The sequence below is a fragment of the Stenotrophomonas sp. YJH_SMC_29 genome, from assembly GCF_059371235.1.
In genome coordinates, this window is record NZ_JCAFUK010000004.1 from 93752 (window position 1) to 110012 (window position 16261).

A 16261-nucleotide genomic window follows, 5' to 3' on the forward strand; every position below is an offset into this window, starting at 1 on the left:
GAGCGATCGTTGGATCAGAAGCTGGCGCGCACGCCAACCGAGTACTGGGTGACGTCGCGATAGCCGGCGATCTCGCCCACCAGACCCCAGGTCTTGGTGAAGTTGATCTGGCCGCCGACGGTGCCGACCCAGGTGCCCTTGTAGTTGTTGCCGCCATCCATGTAGCCGGCCTTGGCCCAGGCTTCGGTCATGCGCGAGGGCTTGCCGCGGATACCCAGGGTGACGCGGCCCAGGTTGGTGTGGTCCTTGCCGTGGTAACGCACGCCGTCGTAGCGCAGGGTCGATTCAGCGTTCTGGCGCACCCAGGCGGCATCGGCAGTGAAGTCCAGGCGGTCGGTCCACGGCATGTGGTAGCCGATACCCAGCTCCGGCTGGTTCAGTTCCAGCTTCAGCGAATCTTCGCCGTAGTGGCGGGTCTTGCTGGTGCGCGACCAGCCACCGAACACGTAGACCTGCTCGGCCAGCGCGACCGAACCACGCAGGTAGCCGCCGTCGACCTTCGGGTCGTCCAGCACGTTGTCGTCAACCTGGACCTGGGTCCAGCCGCCTTCGACGTAGGTGTAGCTCAGGGCGTCGGCCGAGGCCGAGAACGGGGCAGCGGCCAGCAGGGCAGCCACGATCAGGATCTTGCGCATGGGAATTCCTGTGAATTTCAGTCCATTGGCGGGCCTGCCATCGCAGCTGCCCGTGGCGACCTCATGTCGTCCGCTGCGGATTTTAATGAAAGTTTTACAAAATGCGAGAGACCGTCGTCACAGGCTGGCCAGACGTGGCCGGGGTCGGATCCGTTTTCCCCTTGGGGAAAACGGCTCTGACTCCTCCGCGATTCCGAGAGGCCCAGGGTCAGAGCCCTTTCCTGCGGAAAGGGATCCGACCCCGGGCATCCCACCCCGTTCAGCCCGGGCTGGTACACTAGCCACGCCGGTTCGCCGGTACACAAACGTCTTCAGGGCGGGGTGCAATTCCCCACCGGCGGTAGGTGCGCAAGCACGAGCCCGCGAGCGCCCCGGCCCACGGCCGGGGGTCAGCAGATCCGGTCCGATGCCGGAGCCGACGGTATAGTCCGGATGAAAGAAGACGGTGCCACAGGGCCTTCGCGGCCCTGCGCCCGCCTGTTTGCCTTGCGGCGTTTTTCGCTCACTTTTCGCGGAGAACGTTACTTGTTTACTGGAATCATCGAAGGCGTCGGCCGTCTGGCCGCACGCGAATCCATCGGCGGCGATGTCCGCTTCACCTTCCATGTCGGGAATCTGCCGTTCGACCACGTGCAGATGGGCGAGAGCATTGCCATCAACGGTGTCTGCCTCACCGTCATCGCATTCGACGCCAACAGCTTCCAGGCCGATGCCTCCACCGAGACCCTGGGCCTGACCACGCTGGGCCAACTGGGCGAAGGGGCGGTCATCAACCTGGAGCGCGCCATGCGCCCGACCGATCGCCTGGGCGGCCATCTGGTCAGCGGCCACGTCGACGGCCTCGGCCAGGTGCTGTCCATCCATGACGACGCGCGGGCCCAGCGCTGGCGTTTCGCCGCGCCGGCCTCGCTGCGCCGCTACATCGCCAAGAAGGGCTCGATCTGCGTGGACGGCGTCAGCCTCACCGTCAACGAAGTGGACGACGAAGGTTTTGAAGTCGCCCTGATCCCGCACACCGTGGCCAACACCGCCTTCTCCGCCACCGGCGTGGGCAGCGCGGTCAATCTGGAAATCGATCTGGTGGCCCGTTACGTCGAACGCCTGTTGGGCGAAGGAGCACGCGCATGAACTTCGCCCCGATTCCGGAAATCCTGGAAGACATCCGCTTGGGCCGCATGGTGGTCATCGTCGATGACGAAGACCGCGAGAACGAAGGCGACCTGATCATGGCCGCCGAGCTGGTCAAGCCGTCGGACATCAACTTCATGGTCACCCACGGCCGTGGCCTGGTGTGCCTGCCGCTGACCCGCACCCGCGCCGCCGACCTCGGCCTGGCGCCGATGGTGCAGGCCAACACCGCGCAGTTCCAGACCAACTTCACGGTCAGCATCGAGGCCGCCGAGGGGGTTACCACCGGCATCTCGGCCCACGACCGCGCCCACACCATCCGCACCGCGGTGAAGCCCAACGCCAAGCCGTCGGACCTGCACCAGCCGGGCCACATCTTCCCGCTGATCGCCCAGCCGGGCGGGGTGCTCACCCGCGCCGGCCATACCGAAGCCGGCGTCGACCTGGCTATGCTGGCGGGGCTGGAGCCGGCCGGCGTGCTGGTGGAGATCCTGAATCCGGATGGCAGCATGGCGCGCCGCCCGGAGCTGGAAGTGTTCGCCCGCGAGCACGGCCTGAAGATGGGCTCCATCGCCGACCTGATCGCCTACCGCCTGGCCACGGAAAAGACCGTCGAACGCGTGGACGAGCGCGAGATCGACACCGAATTCGGCCCGTTCAAGCTGGTGACCTACCGCGATCGCATCGCCCACGACCTGCATTTCGCGCTGGTGCGCGGCACGCCGGATGCGGAAACACCAACCCTGGTGCGCGTGCAGGTGGAGAATCCGCTGGCCGACCTGCTGCACTGGCGCCGCGACGACTTCGGCGTGGCCGCCACCGATGCCCTGCGTGCGATCGATGCCGAAGGCGCCGGCGTGATGGTGGTGCTGTCGGCCCCGCGCGATGGCGAAGCCCTGCTGGCCCGCCTGCGCCAGCAGCCGGCGCCGGTGGTGCCGGGCAAGGACAAGGACGTGGGCCAGTGGCGCCGCAACGGTGCCGGCGCGCAGATCCTGTCCGACCTGGGCCTGGGCAAGCTGCGCGTGCTGGGGACCCCGCGCCGCCAGGTTGGCCTGGCCGGTTACGGCCTGGAAGTGGTGGAGACGGTCACCCTGTAATGGGGATTGCCGGCCAGCGGCCGGCACTACCGGTGGGTGCCGGCCGTTGGTCGGCAGCCCCTGCGGGCCCCCGCCAGCCACGGCCGGGGCCCATCCACGCTAGAATTACCCCCTTATCGAGTTCCCCAAGCCGCATATGAGCCACTACGAAGGCGATCTTCGCACTCCCGAGTCGGCGCGCTTCGCCATCCTGGCCAGCCGCTGGAATGCCCGCATCACCGACACGCTGGTCGCTGGCGCCCGCCAGAGCCTGGCCGGCAACGGCATCACCGAAGCCAACATCGACGTGATCCGCGTGCCGGGTGCGTGGGAACTGCCGCTGGTGGCCGCACGCCTGGCCGCCGCCCATGAACACGCTGCCATCCTCACCCTGGGCTGCGTGATCCGTGGCGACACCCGCCACTACGAACACGTGGCCGACCGCTGCGCCGAAGGCCTGATGCGCGTGCAGCTGGATTTCGGCGTGCCGGTGCTGAACGGCGTGCTGGCGGTGGAACGCGTGGAAGACGCCGAGGCCCGCGCAGGCGGCAGCCACGGCAACAAGGGCGAGGAAGTCGCACTCGCCGCACTGGAAATGGTCAATCTGCTGGAGCAACTGCCATGAACAAGAACACCCAGGGCAAGCCCTCCGGTAAACCCGTCCGCCGCGATGGCGTCGATCCGGTGCTGCGCTCGCGCGCCCGCCGTCGTGCCGTGCAGGCCATCTACGCCTGGCAGATCTCCGGCGGCAACGCCCAGTCGCTGATCGCCCAGTTTGCCCACGAGCAGGCCCGCGAAATTGCCGACCTGGCGTACTTCGAGGCGCTGGTGCACGGCGTGCTCGACAACCGTCGCGACATCGACGAGGCGCTCGGCCCGTACCTGGACCGTGGCATCGAGGAAGTGGACGCGATCGAGCGCGCGGTGCTGCGCCTGGCCGCCTACGAGTTGCGCCACCGCCTGGACGTGCCGTACCGCGTGGTGATCAACGAAGCCATCGAATCGGCCAAGCGCTTCGGTTCCGAACACGGCCACACCTACGTCAACGGCGTGCTGGATCGTGCCGCCGTGGAATGGCGCAAGGTCGAATCGGGTCACTGACCCGCCTGTGGTAGTGCCGGCCGCTGGCCGGCAGCTGCAGGGATCCTGAGGTTGCCGGCCAGCGGCCGGCACTACCGCCCACCGCGCGATGCGCGGCACGAACAACAGCGGGAACGCCCCATGTCCCTGGCCGAATTCGCCCTCATCGACCGCATCCGCGCCCGTACCCTCGAGCGCGACGACATCCTGCTCGGCATCGGCGACGACGCCGCGCTGCTGCAGCCGCGTGCCAACGAACAGCTGGTGGTCACCGCCGATACGCTCAACAGCGGCGTGCACTTCCCGGTGGAGACCCCGGCCTTCGACATCGGCTGGAAGACCCTGGCGGTCAACCTGTCGGACCTGGCCGCGATGGGCGCGCGCCCGGCGTGGTGCACGCTGGCGCTGTCGCTGCCGGAAGCCTCTGAAGACTGGATCGAGGCCTTTGCCGATGGCTTCTTCGCCCTGGCCGACCAGCACGACATCGCGCTGGTCGGTGGCGACACCACGCGCGGTCCGCTGTCGCTGTCGGTGACCGCGATGGGCCAGGTCGGGCGTGGCCAGGCCCTGCGGCGCGACCGCGCGCAGGTGGGTGATGATGTCTGGGTCAGTGGCACGCTCGGTGATGCCGCCGGCGCGCTGCGCCTGTGGCAACAAGGCGCGTTGAGCATCGCCACCGCCACGCTGCTGGCCGACTACGAAAGCCTGCGCCTGCGCCTGCTGCGGCCGGCGCCGCGGGTGACCCTCGGCCTGCGCCTGCGGGCCTTCGCGCACGCGGCGGTGGATGTGTCCGACGGCCTGCTGGCCGACCTCGGTCATATCGCCACGCGCAGCAACGTGGCCGCGCATGTGGACGCCGATTCGCTGCCGATCTCGCACGCGCTGCGTGAACTGCTCGGCCGCGACGCTGCACGCGACTGCGCACTGCGCGGGGGCGACGACTACGAGCTGTGCTTCACCGCCGCCGCCGACCAGCGCGACGCGCTGCACTATCTGGCCGAATCGCTGGACGTGCCGCTCACCCGCATCGGCCGCATCGCCGAAGGGCAGGGCGTGCACGTGGACGGCGAAGCCGCCGACGGCGGTTACCAGCACTTCGCGTAGCCGCAGGACTGCACTGCTGGGTGCCAACCTTCCGGCGTGGGGTCTGATCCCTTTGCGCCGCAAAGGGCTCTGACCCCGAGTGCGCACTATTTTGGTTGACGTGGCTCTACAGAAGCCATCATACCGCCCGCAACTGCACATCCACATACTCGGCCAGCCCACGGCAGGCCAGCAACAGCCCTTCGCGCGCGCCGTCATCCATGTGCTGGTCGATATCCCCGTCCACGCGCACGCGTTCGGTGGCGTGCAGCAGTTCCAGCAGGAAACTGAGCCCCGCATTGGCGCGGTCGATGCGCGCCAAGGCCAGGCGCTGCCCGGGTGTGCGGTTGCCGCCGGGCCACGGCTGGCCATCGGCGGCATCGCCCTGGCGGATGTACTGCAGGCAGGCCTGCAGGGTGATGGCGCTAGGGTTGTTACCGGTCTGCAGCGCAACGAAGGTGTCTTCCAGCGTGCGGGCCAGGTCATCGGGCAGGCGCGTGGCGGCCTCGCCCAGGGTGGCGAACAGGTGCGGGTAGGGGGAAGCGGTCATGGTGGCGTCCTTGTGCAAGCGGCAAGGGGCCACCCTCCTTAACAGCGGGGGTGGCGGACGGTGCGTGGTTGCAATACCGGTGGAGGATCTGCAAAAGGCCGGCGGGCACGAGGCCCCCACGCACCGCCCGCCATAGGTGCGCGGACAGAATGTCTGCCGACGCCACGCATAGGGAATGCGCGACGCCGGCAGACAAGCGTAACCAACAGATCCTTCCTACGGGATTGCAAGCCCGTGCCACCCGTTGTCGGTGGCGCTACATGATTTGCATGAAGCGCCAATGCTGCCAATGAGAATTGTTGGAAAACTCGAACGCGTTGCAATCGTGCGGCGCACGCCACAGCGTGGCAATCGCGACATTCGTGTAGAGCCGAACCGGCGCTCGGCTCATCACAATCTCATTGAGAAGCAGCCGAGCATGGCTCGGCTTTACAGAAAGTAGAACGCGCTTCTACCTCACCACTTGTACGACATGCTCAGATTGGCAGTCGCTTCGCGGTAACCATGGTCACCGCGCATCACACCGAAGCCGCCCCAGGCGCTCAGGCCGGAACGGAAGTCCACACGCGCACCGGCATTCAGCTCGTAGCGGTTGCGCGGCACGCTGGCCTTCAGCGCTTCATCGTCGAACGCCATGCCGTTGCTGGCGCGATCGCGGTACCAGTTGGCCACCACATACGGGCTGACCGACGCACCGGCAGCCGAGCGCGATTCACCCTGCAGGCGCAGACCCACGCGGCCGGACAGGCCGCTGTCGCCCAGGCTGCGCACCACCGTGCCGTTGGCTTCCTCATGGCGATCGGTGTTGGCGTCGGTGTAGACCAGCTGCAGTTCCGGTTGCAGGTTCAGCGCGGTGCGGCCGATCTGGCCGATGCCAATGCGGTAGCCGGCTTCCAGCGAGCTCTGCCAGATGTCCGAGTCGTAGCGTTCCTCGGCCAGGCCTTCGCCCTGCACGCGGTTGCGGAACTGGCCGCGCTGCACGCTTGCATCCACATACAGTGCATCGTTGCTCCAGTTGCCGTACACGCCCAGCGCGCCACCGTTGACCTTGCCGCGTGCGCTGTAGCCGGTCAGCTGCGAACGCGAGGTGGCATCGGACTTGGCCAGCGTGCCCATCACACCCACGCGGCCCTGGCCGTTGTCGAACACGCCGATGTCCGCACCCAGCTGCAGGCGCGAGCGGTCCACGCGCAGGTCCAGCTGGTCTTCCACGGCAGACAGCTTGCTCTGCGCGCCGTCCACCCGCGCCCAGCCACGCACGCCATCAACGGCGGAGGTGTTGCCGCCCTGGCGGTCGCGCCAGCCGTGGCGCAGCATCTGGTCCATCGCGAACTGGTTGGCCAGGTAGGCGCCGGCTTCCGGGCGCAACACCGGCGTGGGGTCGATCGGATCGACCGGGTCCACCGGATCGATCGGGGTGCACTCCGGCAGCGTGGGATCCACCACGCACGGGTCCGGCGTGCCGGCCAGCTCCGAGCGCAGGTACCAGCCGCCGTTGGTGGCGTCCTTGAACAGGAAGTACTCGTACTGCCCGCCCACCGCGCGGCCTTGCAGGTCGAACTGCGCATTGGACGCACCGCCCACGCGGATCAGCTCGATGCCCTTGTCGGTCTTGGCGCCTGCGCCGCCGGCATTGAGCACGCGTACGTTGGCCTTGCCATTGGCGTCGCCCTTGATGATCAGCCTGTCGGTGGCCGAGCTGTCGTCGCCCAGCTGGGTGTTGAACAGCAGGGTGCCACCGGCGCCGTCGAAGGTATCGACGGTAAGCGTGTTGAACGTGCTGCCATTACCCAGTGCTACGGTGCCGGTGTTGCCCAGCGCCAGGTGGCCGACATTGCTGTCGCCGGTCATCAGCCAGGTGCTGTCGCTGTCGATGCTGGCCGAGGTGACGTTGATGAAGCGGCCATCGATCTGCGCCTTGTTGCGCAGGATCACATCCAGCGTGCCGTTCGGTACCGAGGTTCGGTCATAGGTGATGTCGCCTGCCAGGCGCGAATCATCCACCGTGAAGTGGACCTCAGGCGTGGCAGTAGAGGGAGTCGCTTCATAGGCTTGCACCAGCAGCAGATTGCCATCGCCACCGGTGACGTGCGAATCATTGGCGATCGTGATGTCGTAGCGCTGGTCCTCCCTTCGCGGAGCGACGCGAAGGGCTGCGCCACGCCGGGAATTGATGGTTGAGGCATCCACACGCAGTGTGTTGTCAAAAGGCCCGACCGAACCCAGGAACAGGACGCCAACATTGTCTGCGTCGATGAAGGAGCCATTGACGATGTCCACCGTGCCAAAGCCCATGCGAACACCTATGCCGCTACTGCTGTCCCGGGATGCGTCCGGCGCGTCGCCCACCCGGACGTGGGTGCGGTCCAGCACCCCGCGTGGATCGATTGGCGTGGCGGGCACGGTCGGATTGTGGAACAGGTCCAGACCCACCGACAGCTGACGCCCCGCTTCGCCACCCGGGATGTTGATACTGCTGTTGACCAGTCGCGCCGTAGCACTACCGTTGGACAGGGTAATGCCTCCTCCCTGGAACAGCGTGCCGACCGCTTCAAGGGATGCGTCGTCCTGCAAAGACACGTTGTAGTACTCGCCGCTGACGCTGGGGTCGCGGGTGATCACAGCATTGTTCAGCGTAACGCGGGAGTCCTCACTTGCACTGATCTGGTTGGCCTCACCCCCATTGATGGTCAGCGCACCGCCGTTGCGCACACGCCACTGCTCGACCGGATCGCCCGCGACCACCTCGGCGGTGCCGCCATCGAGATCGCCGGCCCAGGCGGCGCCCATGGGCATCGTCAGGGCCAACAGCAGGCAGCGCGCCAACGGGCGCAGAGAAGGTGTAGCTGCAGAGAAAGATTGAACGCGCATGGTCGGGTCCTCCAGGTGGGAATGGTCGGGACACTGCACTGCTGCGACACCCTGTTCAGGCTGGTGACGTATACGCCTGGATCCTGTGAATGGCAGGTGATTTCGGGTGTATCACGTCAGTGCATGTCTTGATTGGTGGCCAGTGTCCGTGCGTGGCTCACCCGTTCCCATGCAATTAGTTGCAAAGGCTGCTTGGCACAGGCGAGGGCGTGGGCGGCGGTTCAGTTCAGCGTTGACGGCATGCGACGCTTGGTCGCACCGGGGCTTGCAACACATTCGATGGCGCTGCCGGTCGCGCCTGCGGAGCATGGCCGCTCTTTCAGGAGAGCTGTCATGTCGATTCATCATGCACGCCGCAGTCATCTATCGCTGGCGCTCGCCAGTGCCTTGATTGCATCCCCCGCGCTGGCACAGCAGGTTGTTGCCGATGGCGATGAGCAGAATCCGGCGGCGGGCAACTACAGCACTACCGAGCCGGTGGAGCCAGGCAACCCCGCCGGGTACGCGTTCCATGCCATCAATGGCGGTAGCATCGTGCCGCTGGGCAAGGTCAATCTCGCCACCGGGGGCATGTATGCCGCCGCTGCACGGGCTGAGGGCGCGGACAGCCGCATTGAACTGGAGCAGGGTAGCGTGACCACCTCTGGCTATGGTGCAGCGGGCCTTTCCGCCGCTGCGGGTGGAGAGGTGCATGCCACTGGCGTAGAGATCCTGACCCTGGGCACTGCTTCCAATGGTGCCGAGGCTATCGACGGCAACCTGGTGCTTGATGGTGTTCAGATAAGAACCCAGGCCGGCCTGTCACACGGCGTCTTCGTAAAGGGCGGTAACGCGCGCGTGTCTGACAGCGTGATCCAGGTTTCCGCCAGCCAGTCCAACGGACTGGAGGTGCGTGGTGGCACGCTGCAGGCCGAACGTGTCCGCATCGATGTGGGCGGTGGTGGGTATGGCGTGTGGGTGCAGGACGGCGGTAGCGTCCATCTGCGCTCGGTGCAGATCAATGGCGTGGGTGCAGGTGCAGACGGTGTGTTGGCGGGCATTGGAAGAACCGTGCTTGAGGACGTTGACATCAACCTCACCCACGAGCGTTCAGGGGCAGGCCTGTACATCGGGGGCGACGTGGAGATGCGTGGCGGCCGCATCCAAGCCGGTGGAATAAACGCCAGTGTTGCCAGCTTCGCTGCCGGTAGCAGCGGCACCCTGCTGCTCGATGGCGTCGAGATGTCCGGGCACCATGGGATCAACATGACCGTGGGTTCGCAGCTGACCATGCTCAACAGCCTGCTCGAAACCACTTCGGTGGGCATCAACATCAACCAACGCGATGGTGTGGCCAGTGTGCAGGGTTCATCCATTATCGCGCGCAATGGTGTTGGCATCCTGATGATGGGCAAGGGCGAGCTGGATGTGGAAGGTTCGGAGATCACGGCAGACGGCAATTCCTGGCAGGCCATCTCGGTCCTGGATGGAGCCGCACGGGTGAGCTCCAGCCGATTGCGCACGCTCGGCCAGAACGGCCACGGCCTGTATGCGGAGGGTTCCGGCGGGAAAAATCCGCAGGTGAGCGCAGGCATGACCGACATTCTGACCGAAGGACATGGCGCCATCGGTGCGATCGCGCGCCTGGGTGGCACCGTGCATCTGGCCGACAGCGTGGTGCGCACCACCGGCATCAACTCGCACGGTGTGCTGTCTGGCGGCACGGGTGAAATGACGCTGAGCAACACCCATGTGCGCACCGAAGGCGAGGGCGCGTGGGCGGCGGTGATCAATGACAACGGGCGGATGGACATCGACGGTGGTTCGCTGGTGAGCGCCCAGCATGGCGGTGTATGGCTGCGCAGCAGCCGCGATGCGGGCCTGACACTGTCGAACGGCGCGGTGGTATCGGGCGGCAACGGCATCGCGCTGGCACTGGATGCCGCGGTGGCCGGGCGTTTCGATGTGGTACTGGAGGGTCGCTCGCAGATGGAGGGCGACATCGTCATCACCCCGGAAGACGAGGACGCGGGATTGCCGCCACAGTCGGATGTACATGTGCGGCTGGCGAATGGATCGCTATGGCAGGGTTCGTCGGATCTGGTGCAGACGATGGCGATTGAAAGCGGTAGTCAGTGGACACTGACCGGTGACGCTACGGTCGGCGAACTGCAGATCCTTGATAGCGGCGTGGCATTGTCCGACGGGAGCGGCCGATTCAACACGCTCATCGTGGATGGCGACCTGCACAGCGAGGGCGCGACATTCCTGTTCCAGGGCGCGCTGGCAGGCGATGACAGCGCGATGGACCGCCTGCATGTGCGCGGGGACACCTCCGGCGATGCGCTGATTGCGGTGAAGAACATCGGTGGTGTGGGCGCTCAGACCACCGATGGCATCCAGCTGATCGAAGTGGATGGTGCATCGTTGGCGACCTATGCGCTGGCCGGCCGCGCCGTGGGCGGCTCCTATGAGTACTTCCTGTTCAAGGGGGGCGTGACAGATCCCACCAATGGCAACTGGTATCTGCGTTCGCAATGGTTCGATATCTGCAAGGACAATCCGGCCGCGCCGGGCTGTGTGGTAGACCCGGTTGATCCGGTTGACCCCATCGATCCGGTGGACCCCGTGGATCCGGTGGACCCGGTGCCGGTGCTGCGTCCCGAAGCCGGAGCGTACCTGGCCAACCAGTCCGCAGCCATCAACCTGTTTTCCCATCGTATGAACGACCGCATCGGTGCCGTTTCGCTGGATGAAGGGCGTGCCGCGTGGGCGGGCGTGGGCCGGCAGCAGGCGGACTTCAGCGCGGTCGGTGGCCAGCTGTCGATTGATGGCAACACCTCGGTGCTGCAGATTGGCAGTGACCTGCTGCGGCGTGGCAATGCGGTTGCCGGTGTGATGCTGGGCAGCGGCCGCGCCGACAGCAGCGCAGTGTCCGATCTGACCGGCTACAGCGCCAAGGGCCGGGTGCGTGGCAGCGCGGTGGGTGTGTACGGCACCTGGCTGCAGGAAGCAGACGGCACGCGAGGCGCGTATGTGGACGCCGCCCTGCAGTACGGCCGCTTCGATAATCGCGTGCAGGGCATCGGCCTGGAGCCGGAGCACTACGATTCGCGCATGGCCAGTGCGTCGCTGGAGGCCGGCTACACCTTCAACGTGTGGCAGGGCACCGCCAGCGCGCTGTACGTGCAGCCGCAGCTGCAGCTGAGCCATGTCGATTTCCGCGCCGATCGCCACGTGGAGAGCAATGGCACGGTGATCGACCATGCCGATGCTGACGGCCTGAGCGGGCGCCTGGGCGTGCGTGTGTTTGGCCATGGCACTGCAGCCGGCAACACGCTGCAGCCGTACCTGGGCGTGAACTGGCTGCGTGGCAGCGGCAGCAGCACGTTGCAGTTCAACGGTGACACGCTGGGCGCAGACGTGCCGCGCAACCGTTATGAGGTGCAGGCCGGTGCCGAGTTGAAGCTGGGCCAGCGCTGGGGCGCGTGGGGTGGCGTGAGCGTGCAGCGTGGTGATTACGGCTACCGCAACGTGGGTGGCCAGCTGGGCCTGCGCATGGCTTGGTAACAAGCGAAGGGAATGCGGAAGCGCCGGGTGATGCCCGGCGCTTCCTTGTAGAGTCGAGCCATGCTCGACTCACCGCGCGCAGCGCGGCTTCCTGGCGGTTTGCACGAATCGCAGCCGAGCATGGTTCGGATCTACAATCGCGTCGCTCCGGGACCGGACCTGAACGATGTCCATGTCTGTCGCGATTGTCCATTGAATGACTGCGCAAACGGTAGCGATGCTGCCGCCCTGTCTTCTGCCGGTTGCCCGCATGACCCCTGCCGAACGTTCCCACAACGCCGCCATCGATGGCCTGCGCGCACTGGCGGTGCTGGCTGTCGTGGTCTTCCACGCCAACGCCACGTGGCTACCCGGTGGCTTCACCGGTGTGGATCTGTTCTTCGTGGTGTCCGGCTTCGTGATCAGCCAGTCGCTGGCCTCACGCACTCACGCATCGCTGGGCGCGATGCTGCTCGATTTCTACCGGCGTCGCGTCTTGCGCCTGTTGCCGGCCTTGCTGGTGATGCTGATGGCCACCTTCGTGCTGTCGGCGCTGTTCATTCCCCGCGCGTGGCGCAATGAACAGTTCGACCAGACCGGCTGGGCCGCGCTGGTCGGCCTCAGCAACATCGTACTGGCCGGCCAGCAGGACGATTACTTCTCGCCCGGTGCTGAACTCAATCCGTTCCTGCATACATGGACGCTGGGCGTGGAGGAGCAGTTCTACCTGGTCTTCCCGCTGTTGTTCTTCGTGTGGCTGCGCGGGCGTGAGCGCTGGCCGTGGTCGCGTTGGTTGTTGCCGGTGCTCACCGTGCTGTCGCTGGCGTGGGCGGGTTGGCAGGCGCAATCGGCACCGGCGGCAGCGTTCTATCTGCTGCCTGCACGGTTCTGGGAGCTGGCCGCGGGCGCGCTGCTGTACCAGTGGATGCGTACGCGTACACCGGGCCGGAACGGTGACGCGGTTGCAGTGGCCGGGCTGGCGCTGCTGGCCGCAGGCGTGGTGATTGCCCCGCAGCTGGCGATGCCAGTACCGGGTGTGCTGGCCACCGTGGCCGGTACCCTGCTGTTGTTGGCGAGCGTGTCGACAGCGGGGAGATCGAGCATCGCCGGTGCGCTGGGCTGCGCACCGCTGGCCTACCTGGGCCGGCTGTCCTATTCGCTGTACCTGTGGCATTGGCCGCTGCTGGTACTGCTGCGCTGGACGTATGGCCTGCACGGTGCCGCGTTGTGGCTGTATCCGGTACTGCTGCTGGCGGTATCCGCCGTGTCGTATCACTTCATCGAGCGCCCGCTGCGCAGTGCGGCGCCGCTGCTGCGGCTGGCACCGGCGAAGGTACTGGCGATGGCGTTGCCGCTGGTGGCGCTGTGCGGTGCCGGCGCCTGGGCCACGGTGGAGTACCACGAGCAGGTCTCGCTGAGCGTTACCCGTGACGGTTATGCATGGCAGGCGCGCCGCTACCCGGCGTGGCGCCCGCTGGAACCGGTGAGTGCGCCCGCGCTTGAAGGGCGGCGCCTGTTCGTGGCCGGCGATTCGCATGCGGCGGCCTACCGCACGATGACCAGCATGGTCGCGCGGCAGACCGGCATGGAGGTGCGCCAGCAGGACCGCGGCGGCTGCAGTTTCGTCAACCTGCTGCGCGCCAGCCCGGCCGACTGCCAGGACTTCATTGAAAACACGCTGTCGACCATCGAACGCGAGGCGCGCCCGGGTGACATCGTGCTGCTGGCAGCCTTGCGCATGCCGGAGCTGCGTGGATTCGACTGGCGGCGGCAGGATGCACAGCCGATCTATCAACAGCTGCTGGCCGAGCGCACGCCGGCGCATGCACAGGCTGCACGCGACGAAGCAGATCGCGTGATGGGGCGTTTGCAGAAGCTGGGCGTGCACGTGGTGATCGACGCGCCGCTGCCGCTGTTCAAGGCCGGTGCGTACCGCTGTTCGGACTGGTTCAACCGCCGCAATCCGGCGTGTGCCGGCGGTCTGAGCATGCCGCGTGCGGATCTGGAAATGTTGCGCGTGCCGCAGATGGAACTGCTGGATGACCTGGCGGCACGTTACCCGTCACTGACCGTGTGGGATCCGCTGCCGCTGCTGTGCGGGCCGCAGACCTGTTCGGCGGTGGAAGAGGGCGAACCGCTGTTCTTCGACAACGATCACCTGAGCGGGCATGGCAACCGCGTGCTGCTGCCCAGCTTCCGGCAGACCCTGATCGATATCGCAGCCGACAAGACGGTGTAGCGCCGAGCCCACGCTCGGCTTGTGCGATCTGGAGGGAGAGCAGCCGGGCACGGCCCGGCTCTGCAGGAGAGCGTTCGGTCTATGCCGGCGGCAGCACCTTGCCCGGGTTGAGAATGCCGTCCGGGTCCAGCGCGGCCTTGATCGCGCGCATCGTCGCCAGCGTTTCCGGGGTGAAGGCCTGCGCCATGAAATCGCGCTTGGCCAGGCCAATGCCGTGTTCGCCCGACAACGTGCCGCCCAGCGCCAGCGTCAGCGCGAAGATCTTCGGCAGCGCGGCATGCGCGCGCGCGTTTTCGTCGGCATCCTCCGGGTGATAGAGGATGTTGACGTGCAGGTTGCCGTTGCCGGCGTGGCCGAAGGTGACGATGGTGAGCGCGTAGTCACGTGCCAGGGCCTGCACGCCGGCCACCAGTTCCGGAATGCGCGACACCGGAACCACCACGTCTTCATTGATCTTGCCCGGCGCGACGCTGCGCAGCGCAGGCGACAGCGCCCTGCGCGCCGCCCACAGCTGGTCGCGTGCACGGCCTTCCATCGCCACGTCCAGCTCGATCATGCCGTCGCCTTCGGCGGCGCTGGCCAATGCCTGCAACAGATAGGGCAGGGTGTCGTGGTCACCATCGGCCTCGACCAGCAGCATCGCGCCTGCCTCCGGCACATCGGCGCCATTCAACCGCAGCAGCTCCAGGCTGCGCGCATCCATGAATTCCAGGCGGGTGGGTACCACCGGCTGTGACATCAACCGCGACACGCCGGCCGCAGCAGCATCGGCATCGCGGTACAGCACGCGCAGGCCGGCCTGGCTGACCGGCAGCGGGGTCAGTTTCAGCGTGGCTTCCACGATCAGTGCCAGTGTGCCTTCGCTGCCCACCAGGAGATGGGTGAGGTCGTAGCCGGTGGCGTCCTTGGTGTAGGCACCACCGCAGCGGATCACCTCACCGGTGCCGGTCACCGCCACCAGGCCCAGTACGTTGTCGCGGCTGGTGCCGTACTTCACCGCGCGCGGGCCGCCCGCATTGCAGGCCAGGTTGCCGCCGATGCTGCAGATCTCGGCGCTGGACGGGTCCGGCGCCCAGAACAGGCCGTGCGGGGCCAAGGCCTGCTGCAGGGTGCCGTTGAGCACGCCCGGCTGCACGACCGCGCAGCGATCACCGGCGCGGATCTCGATGATGCGGTCCATGCGGGTGAACGACAGCACGATGCTGCCCGGTTGTGGGACGGCGGCGCCGGTGGTGCCGGTGCCGGCACCGCGCGCGACCAGCGCCACGCCATGTGCGCGACAGGCGCGCACCAGTGCCTGCACCTGTTCGATGTCGGCCGGCAGCGCGACCGCCGCCGGGCGCTGGCGGCGCCATGAGTTGTCCTGCGCGTTGGCCTCCAGCGCGCTGTCATCCATGCGCCAGCCCTCCGCGCCCAGCAGGGCGGACAGTTCGGCAACCAGGGCAGCAGGCAGTGCGGTACTCATGACGGATCTCGCGGGGCAGCAGGAGCGGGTTGGATCAGTTTCCAGGCGACAACGGCGCCGGCCAGCGGCAGCCACACCCAGCGCAGTTCGGAGAGCAGGGTAGCCAGGCCGCGTGCGCTGAAGAACTGTGGGGCAAACGGTGAAACCCGGATCGGTCGCCACGGTGCGAAGAAGCGCTGTTCGCTCCACGGCCAGGCCAGCGCGACGCCGAGGCCGCCGGAGGTCATCGCATCGAGCAAGGGATGGCTGGCCGCGCATACGAAGACGAATACAGCGGCTTGTACGGTCGATGCCACCGTTGGCCCTGCCTTGGCAGGTGCCAACCTTGGTTGGCACGAAACCGCCGACCAAGGTCGGCCGCTACCAAAGAACGCCAACACCGCGGCCAATGCCGCCAGCACGCTGGCAAACAGCAGTGAATGGCTGGCGCCGCGATGGCCGAAGGCATCCGCATAGGGAATGTGCAGCGCAAAGGCCAGTACATCGGCATCGGGCAGCATCGCTGCGATCACGCCGGCCGCCAGCAGGCGCGGTGGGATGCGGCCACGATCAGCGGCGCACCACAGCGCCAGCGGCACAGCGGCATGGGTGATGATCGACGGCATC

General features: G+C 66.8%; 12 protein-coding genes and 1 riboswitch. Of the genes, 7 read left to right on the top strand and 5 right to left on the bottom strand.

Features of this window, described 5'->3' with window-relative positions; translation table 11 throughout:
* Positions 1-14: 14 nt before the first annotated feature.
* A complete protein-coding gene (locus tag AC5P9I_RS06365; RefSeq protein ID WP_049468274.1) occupies positions 15-635 on the bottom strand; it encodes a hypothetical protein in 621 nt (206 codons plus the stop codon).
* A gap of 303 nt (positions 636-938) precedes the next feature.
* Positions 939-1083: riboswitch (FMN riboswitch) on the top strand.
* A gap of 77 nt (positions 1084-1160) precedes the next feature.
* On the opposite strand from AC5P9I_RS06365, the gene AC5P9I_RS06370 reads away from it, so the two are divergent.
* The 5 genes from AC5P9I_RS06370 (at position 1161) to thiL (ending at position 5023) form a co-directional block, all read left to right on the top strand.
* Positions 1161-1763: a riboflavin synthase gene (locus AC5P9I_RS06370; RefSeq protein WP_049468273.1), complete on the top strand. Its 603-nt coding sequence runs from the start codon at positions 1161-1163 to the stop codon at positions 1761-1763.
* Complete coding sequence (gene ribB, locus AC5P9I_RS06375) at positions 1760-2860, top strand: 3,4-dihydroxy-2-butanone-4-phosphate synthase (RefSeq protein ID WP_049468272.1); 1101 nt, start codon at positions 1760-1762, stop codon at positions 2858-2860. The genes AC5P9I_RS06370 and ribB overlap by 4 nt, the downstream gene beginning before the upstream one ends.
* A 136-nt stretch (positions 2861-2996) precedes the next feature.
* Positions 2997-3464 (top strand): 6,7-dimethyl-8-ribityllumazine synthase, encoded by a 468-nt coding sequence (gene ribH, locus AC5P9I_RS06380; RefSeq protein ID WP_010481977.1) that lies wholly within the window; start codon positions 2997-2999, stop codon positions 3462-3464.
* Entirely contained in the window at positions 3461-3940 is a 480-nt protein-coding gene (gene nusB / locus AC5P9I_RS06385) for a transcription antitermination factor NusB (protein ID WP_130768501.1), read from the top strand. The genes ribH and nusB overlap by 4 nt, the downstream gene beginning before the upstream one ends.
* A gap of 120 nt (positions 3941-4060) precedes the next feature.
* Positions 4061-5023, top strand: coding sequence for a thiamine-phosphate kinase (thiL, locus tag AC5P9I_RS06390; RefSeq protein WP_130768500.1), 963 nt, complete (start codon positions 4061-4063; stop codon positions 5021-5023).
* 118 nt (positions 5024-5141) lie between these two features.
* On the opposite strand, the gene AC5P9I_RS06395 is transcribed toward thiL, so the two are convergent.
* Complete coding sequence (locus tag AC5P9I_RS06395) at positions 5142-5552, bottom strand: hypothetical protein (protein WP_130768499.1); 411 nt, start codon at positions 5550-5552, stop codon at positions 5142-5144.
* 456 nt (positions 5553-6008) lie between these two features.
* Complete coding sequence (locus tag AC5P9I_RS06400; RefSeq protein ID WP_235644964.1) at positions 6009-8342, bottom strand: autotransporter family protein; 2334 nt, start codon at positions 8340-8342, stop codon at positions 6009-6011.
* A 414-nt stretch (positions 8343-8756) separates the two neighbouring features.
* Here AC5P9I_RS06400 and AC5P9I_RS06405 point away from each other — a divergent pair, with 414 nt between their 5' ends.
* The gene (locus AC5P9I_RS06405; protein WP_130768496.1) at positions 8757-11972 is read left to right on the top strand and encodes an autotransporter family protein; all 3216 of its coding nucleotides are present in this window, start codon (positions 8757-8759) and stop codon (positions 11970-11972) included.
* 196 nt (positions 11973-12168) lie between these two features.
* Positions 12169-14190: an acyltransferase family protein gene (locus tag AC5P9I_RS06410; protein ID WP_130768495.1), complete on the top strand. Its 2022-nt coding sequence runs from the start codon at positions 12169-12171 to the stop codon at positions 14188-14190.
* Between the two features lie 79 nt (positions 14191-14269).
* Here AC5P9I_RS06410 and AC5P9I_RS06415 read toward each other — a convergent pair whose 3' ends face one another.
* Positions 14270-15655: an FAD-binding oxidoreductase gene (locus tag AC5P9I_RS06415; protein WP_130768494.1), complete on the bottom strand. Its 1386-nt coding sequence runs from the start codon at positions 15653-15655 to the stop codon at positions 14270-14272.
* Complete coding sequence (locus AC5P9I_RS06420; RefSeq protein WP_130768493.1) at positions 15652-16260, bottom strand: metal-dependent hydrolase; 609 nt, start codon at positions 16258-16260, stop codon at positions 15652-15654. The genes AC5P9I_RS06415 and AC5P9I_RS06420 overlap by 4 nt, the downstream gene beginning before the upstream one ends.
* Between the last annotated feature and the right edge of the window lies 1 nt (position 16261).

Coding starts and splice junctions, on each gene's coding strand:
- thiL (WP_130768500.1), top strand. CDS start 4,061: ATGTCCCTGGCCGAATTCGCCCTCATCGACCGCATCCGCGCCCGTACC.
- AC5P9I_RS06365 (WP_049468274.1), bottom strand. CDS start 635: ATGCGCAAGATCCTGATCGTGGCTGCCCTGCTGGCCGCTGCCCCGTTC.
- AC5P9I_RS06395 (WP_130768499.1), bottom strand. CDS start 5,552: ATGACCGCTTCCCCCTACCCGCACCTGTTCGCCACCCTGGGCGAGGCC.
- AC5P9I_RS06410 (WP_130768495.1), top strand. CDS start 12,169: ATGACTGCGCAAACGGTAGCGATGCTGCCGCCCTGTCTTCTGCCGGTT.
- AC5P9I_RS06405 (WP_130768496.1), top strand. CDS start 8,757: ATGTCGATTCATCATGCACGCCGCAGTCATCTATCGCTGGCGCTCGCC.
- AC5P9I_RS06420 (WP_130768493.1), bottom strand. CDS start 16,260: ATGCCGTCGATCATCACCCATGCCGCTGTGCCGCTGGCGCTGTGGTGC.
- AC5P9I_RS06400 (WP_235644964.1), bottom strand. CDS start 8,342: ATGGGCGCCGCCTGGGCCGGCGATCTCGATGGCGGCACCGCCGAGGTG.
- ribH (WP_010481977.1), top strand. CDS start 2,997: ATGAGCCACTACGAAGGCGATCTTCGCACTCCCGAGTCGGCGCGCTTC.
- AC5P9I_RS06415 (WP_130768494.1), bottom strand. CDS start 15,655: ATGAGTACCGCACTGCCTGCTGCCCTGGTTGCCGAACTGTCCGCCCTG.
- nusB (WP_130768501.1), top strand. CDS start 3,461: ATGAACAAGAACACCCAGGGCAAGCCCTCCGGTAAACCCGTCCGCCGC.
- ribB (WP_049468272.1), top strand. CDS start 1,760: ATGAACTTCGCCCCGATTCCGGAAATCCTGGAAGACATCCGCTTGGGC.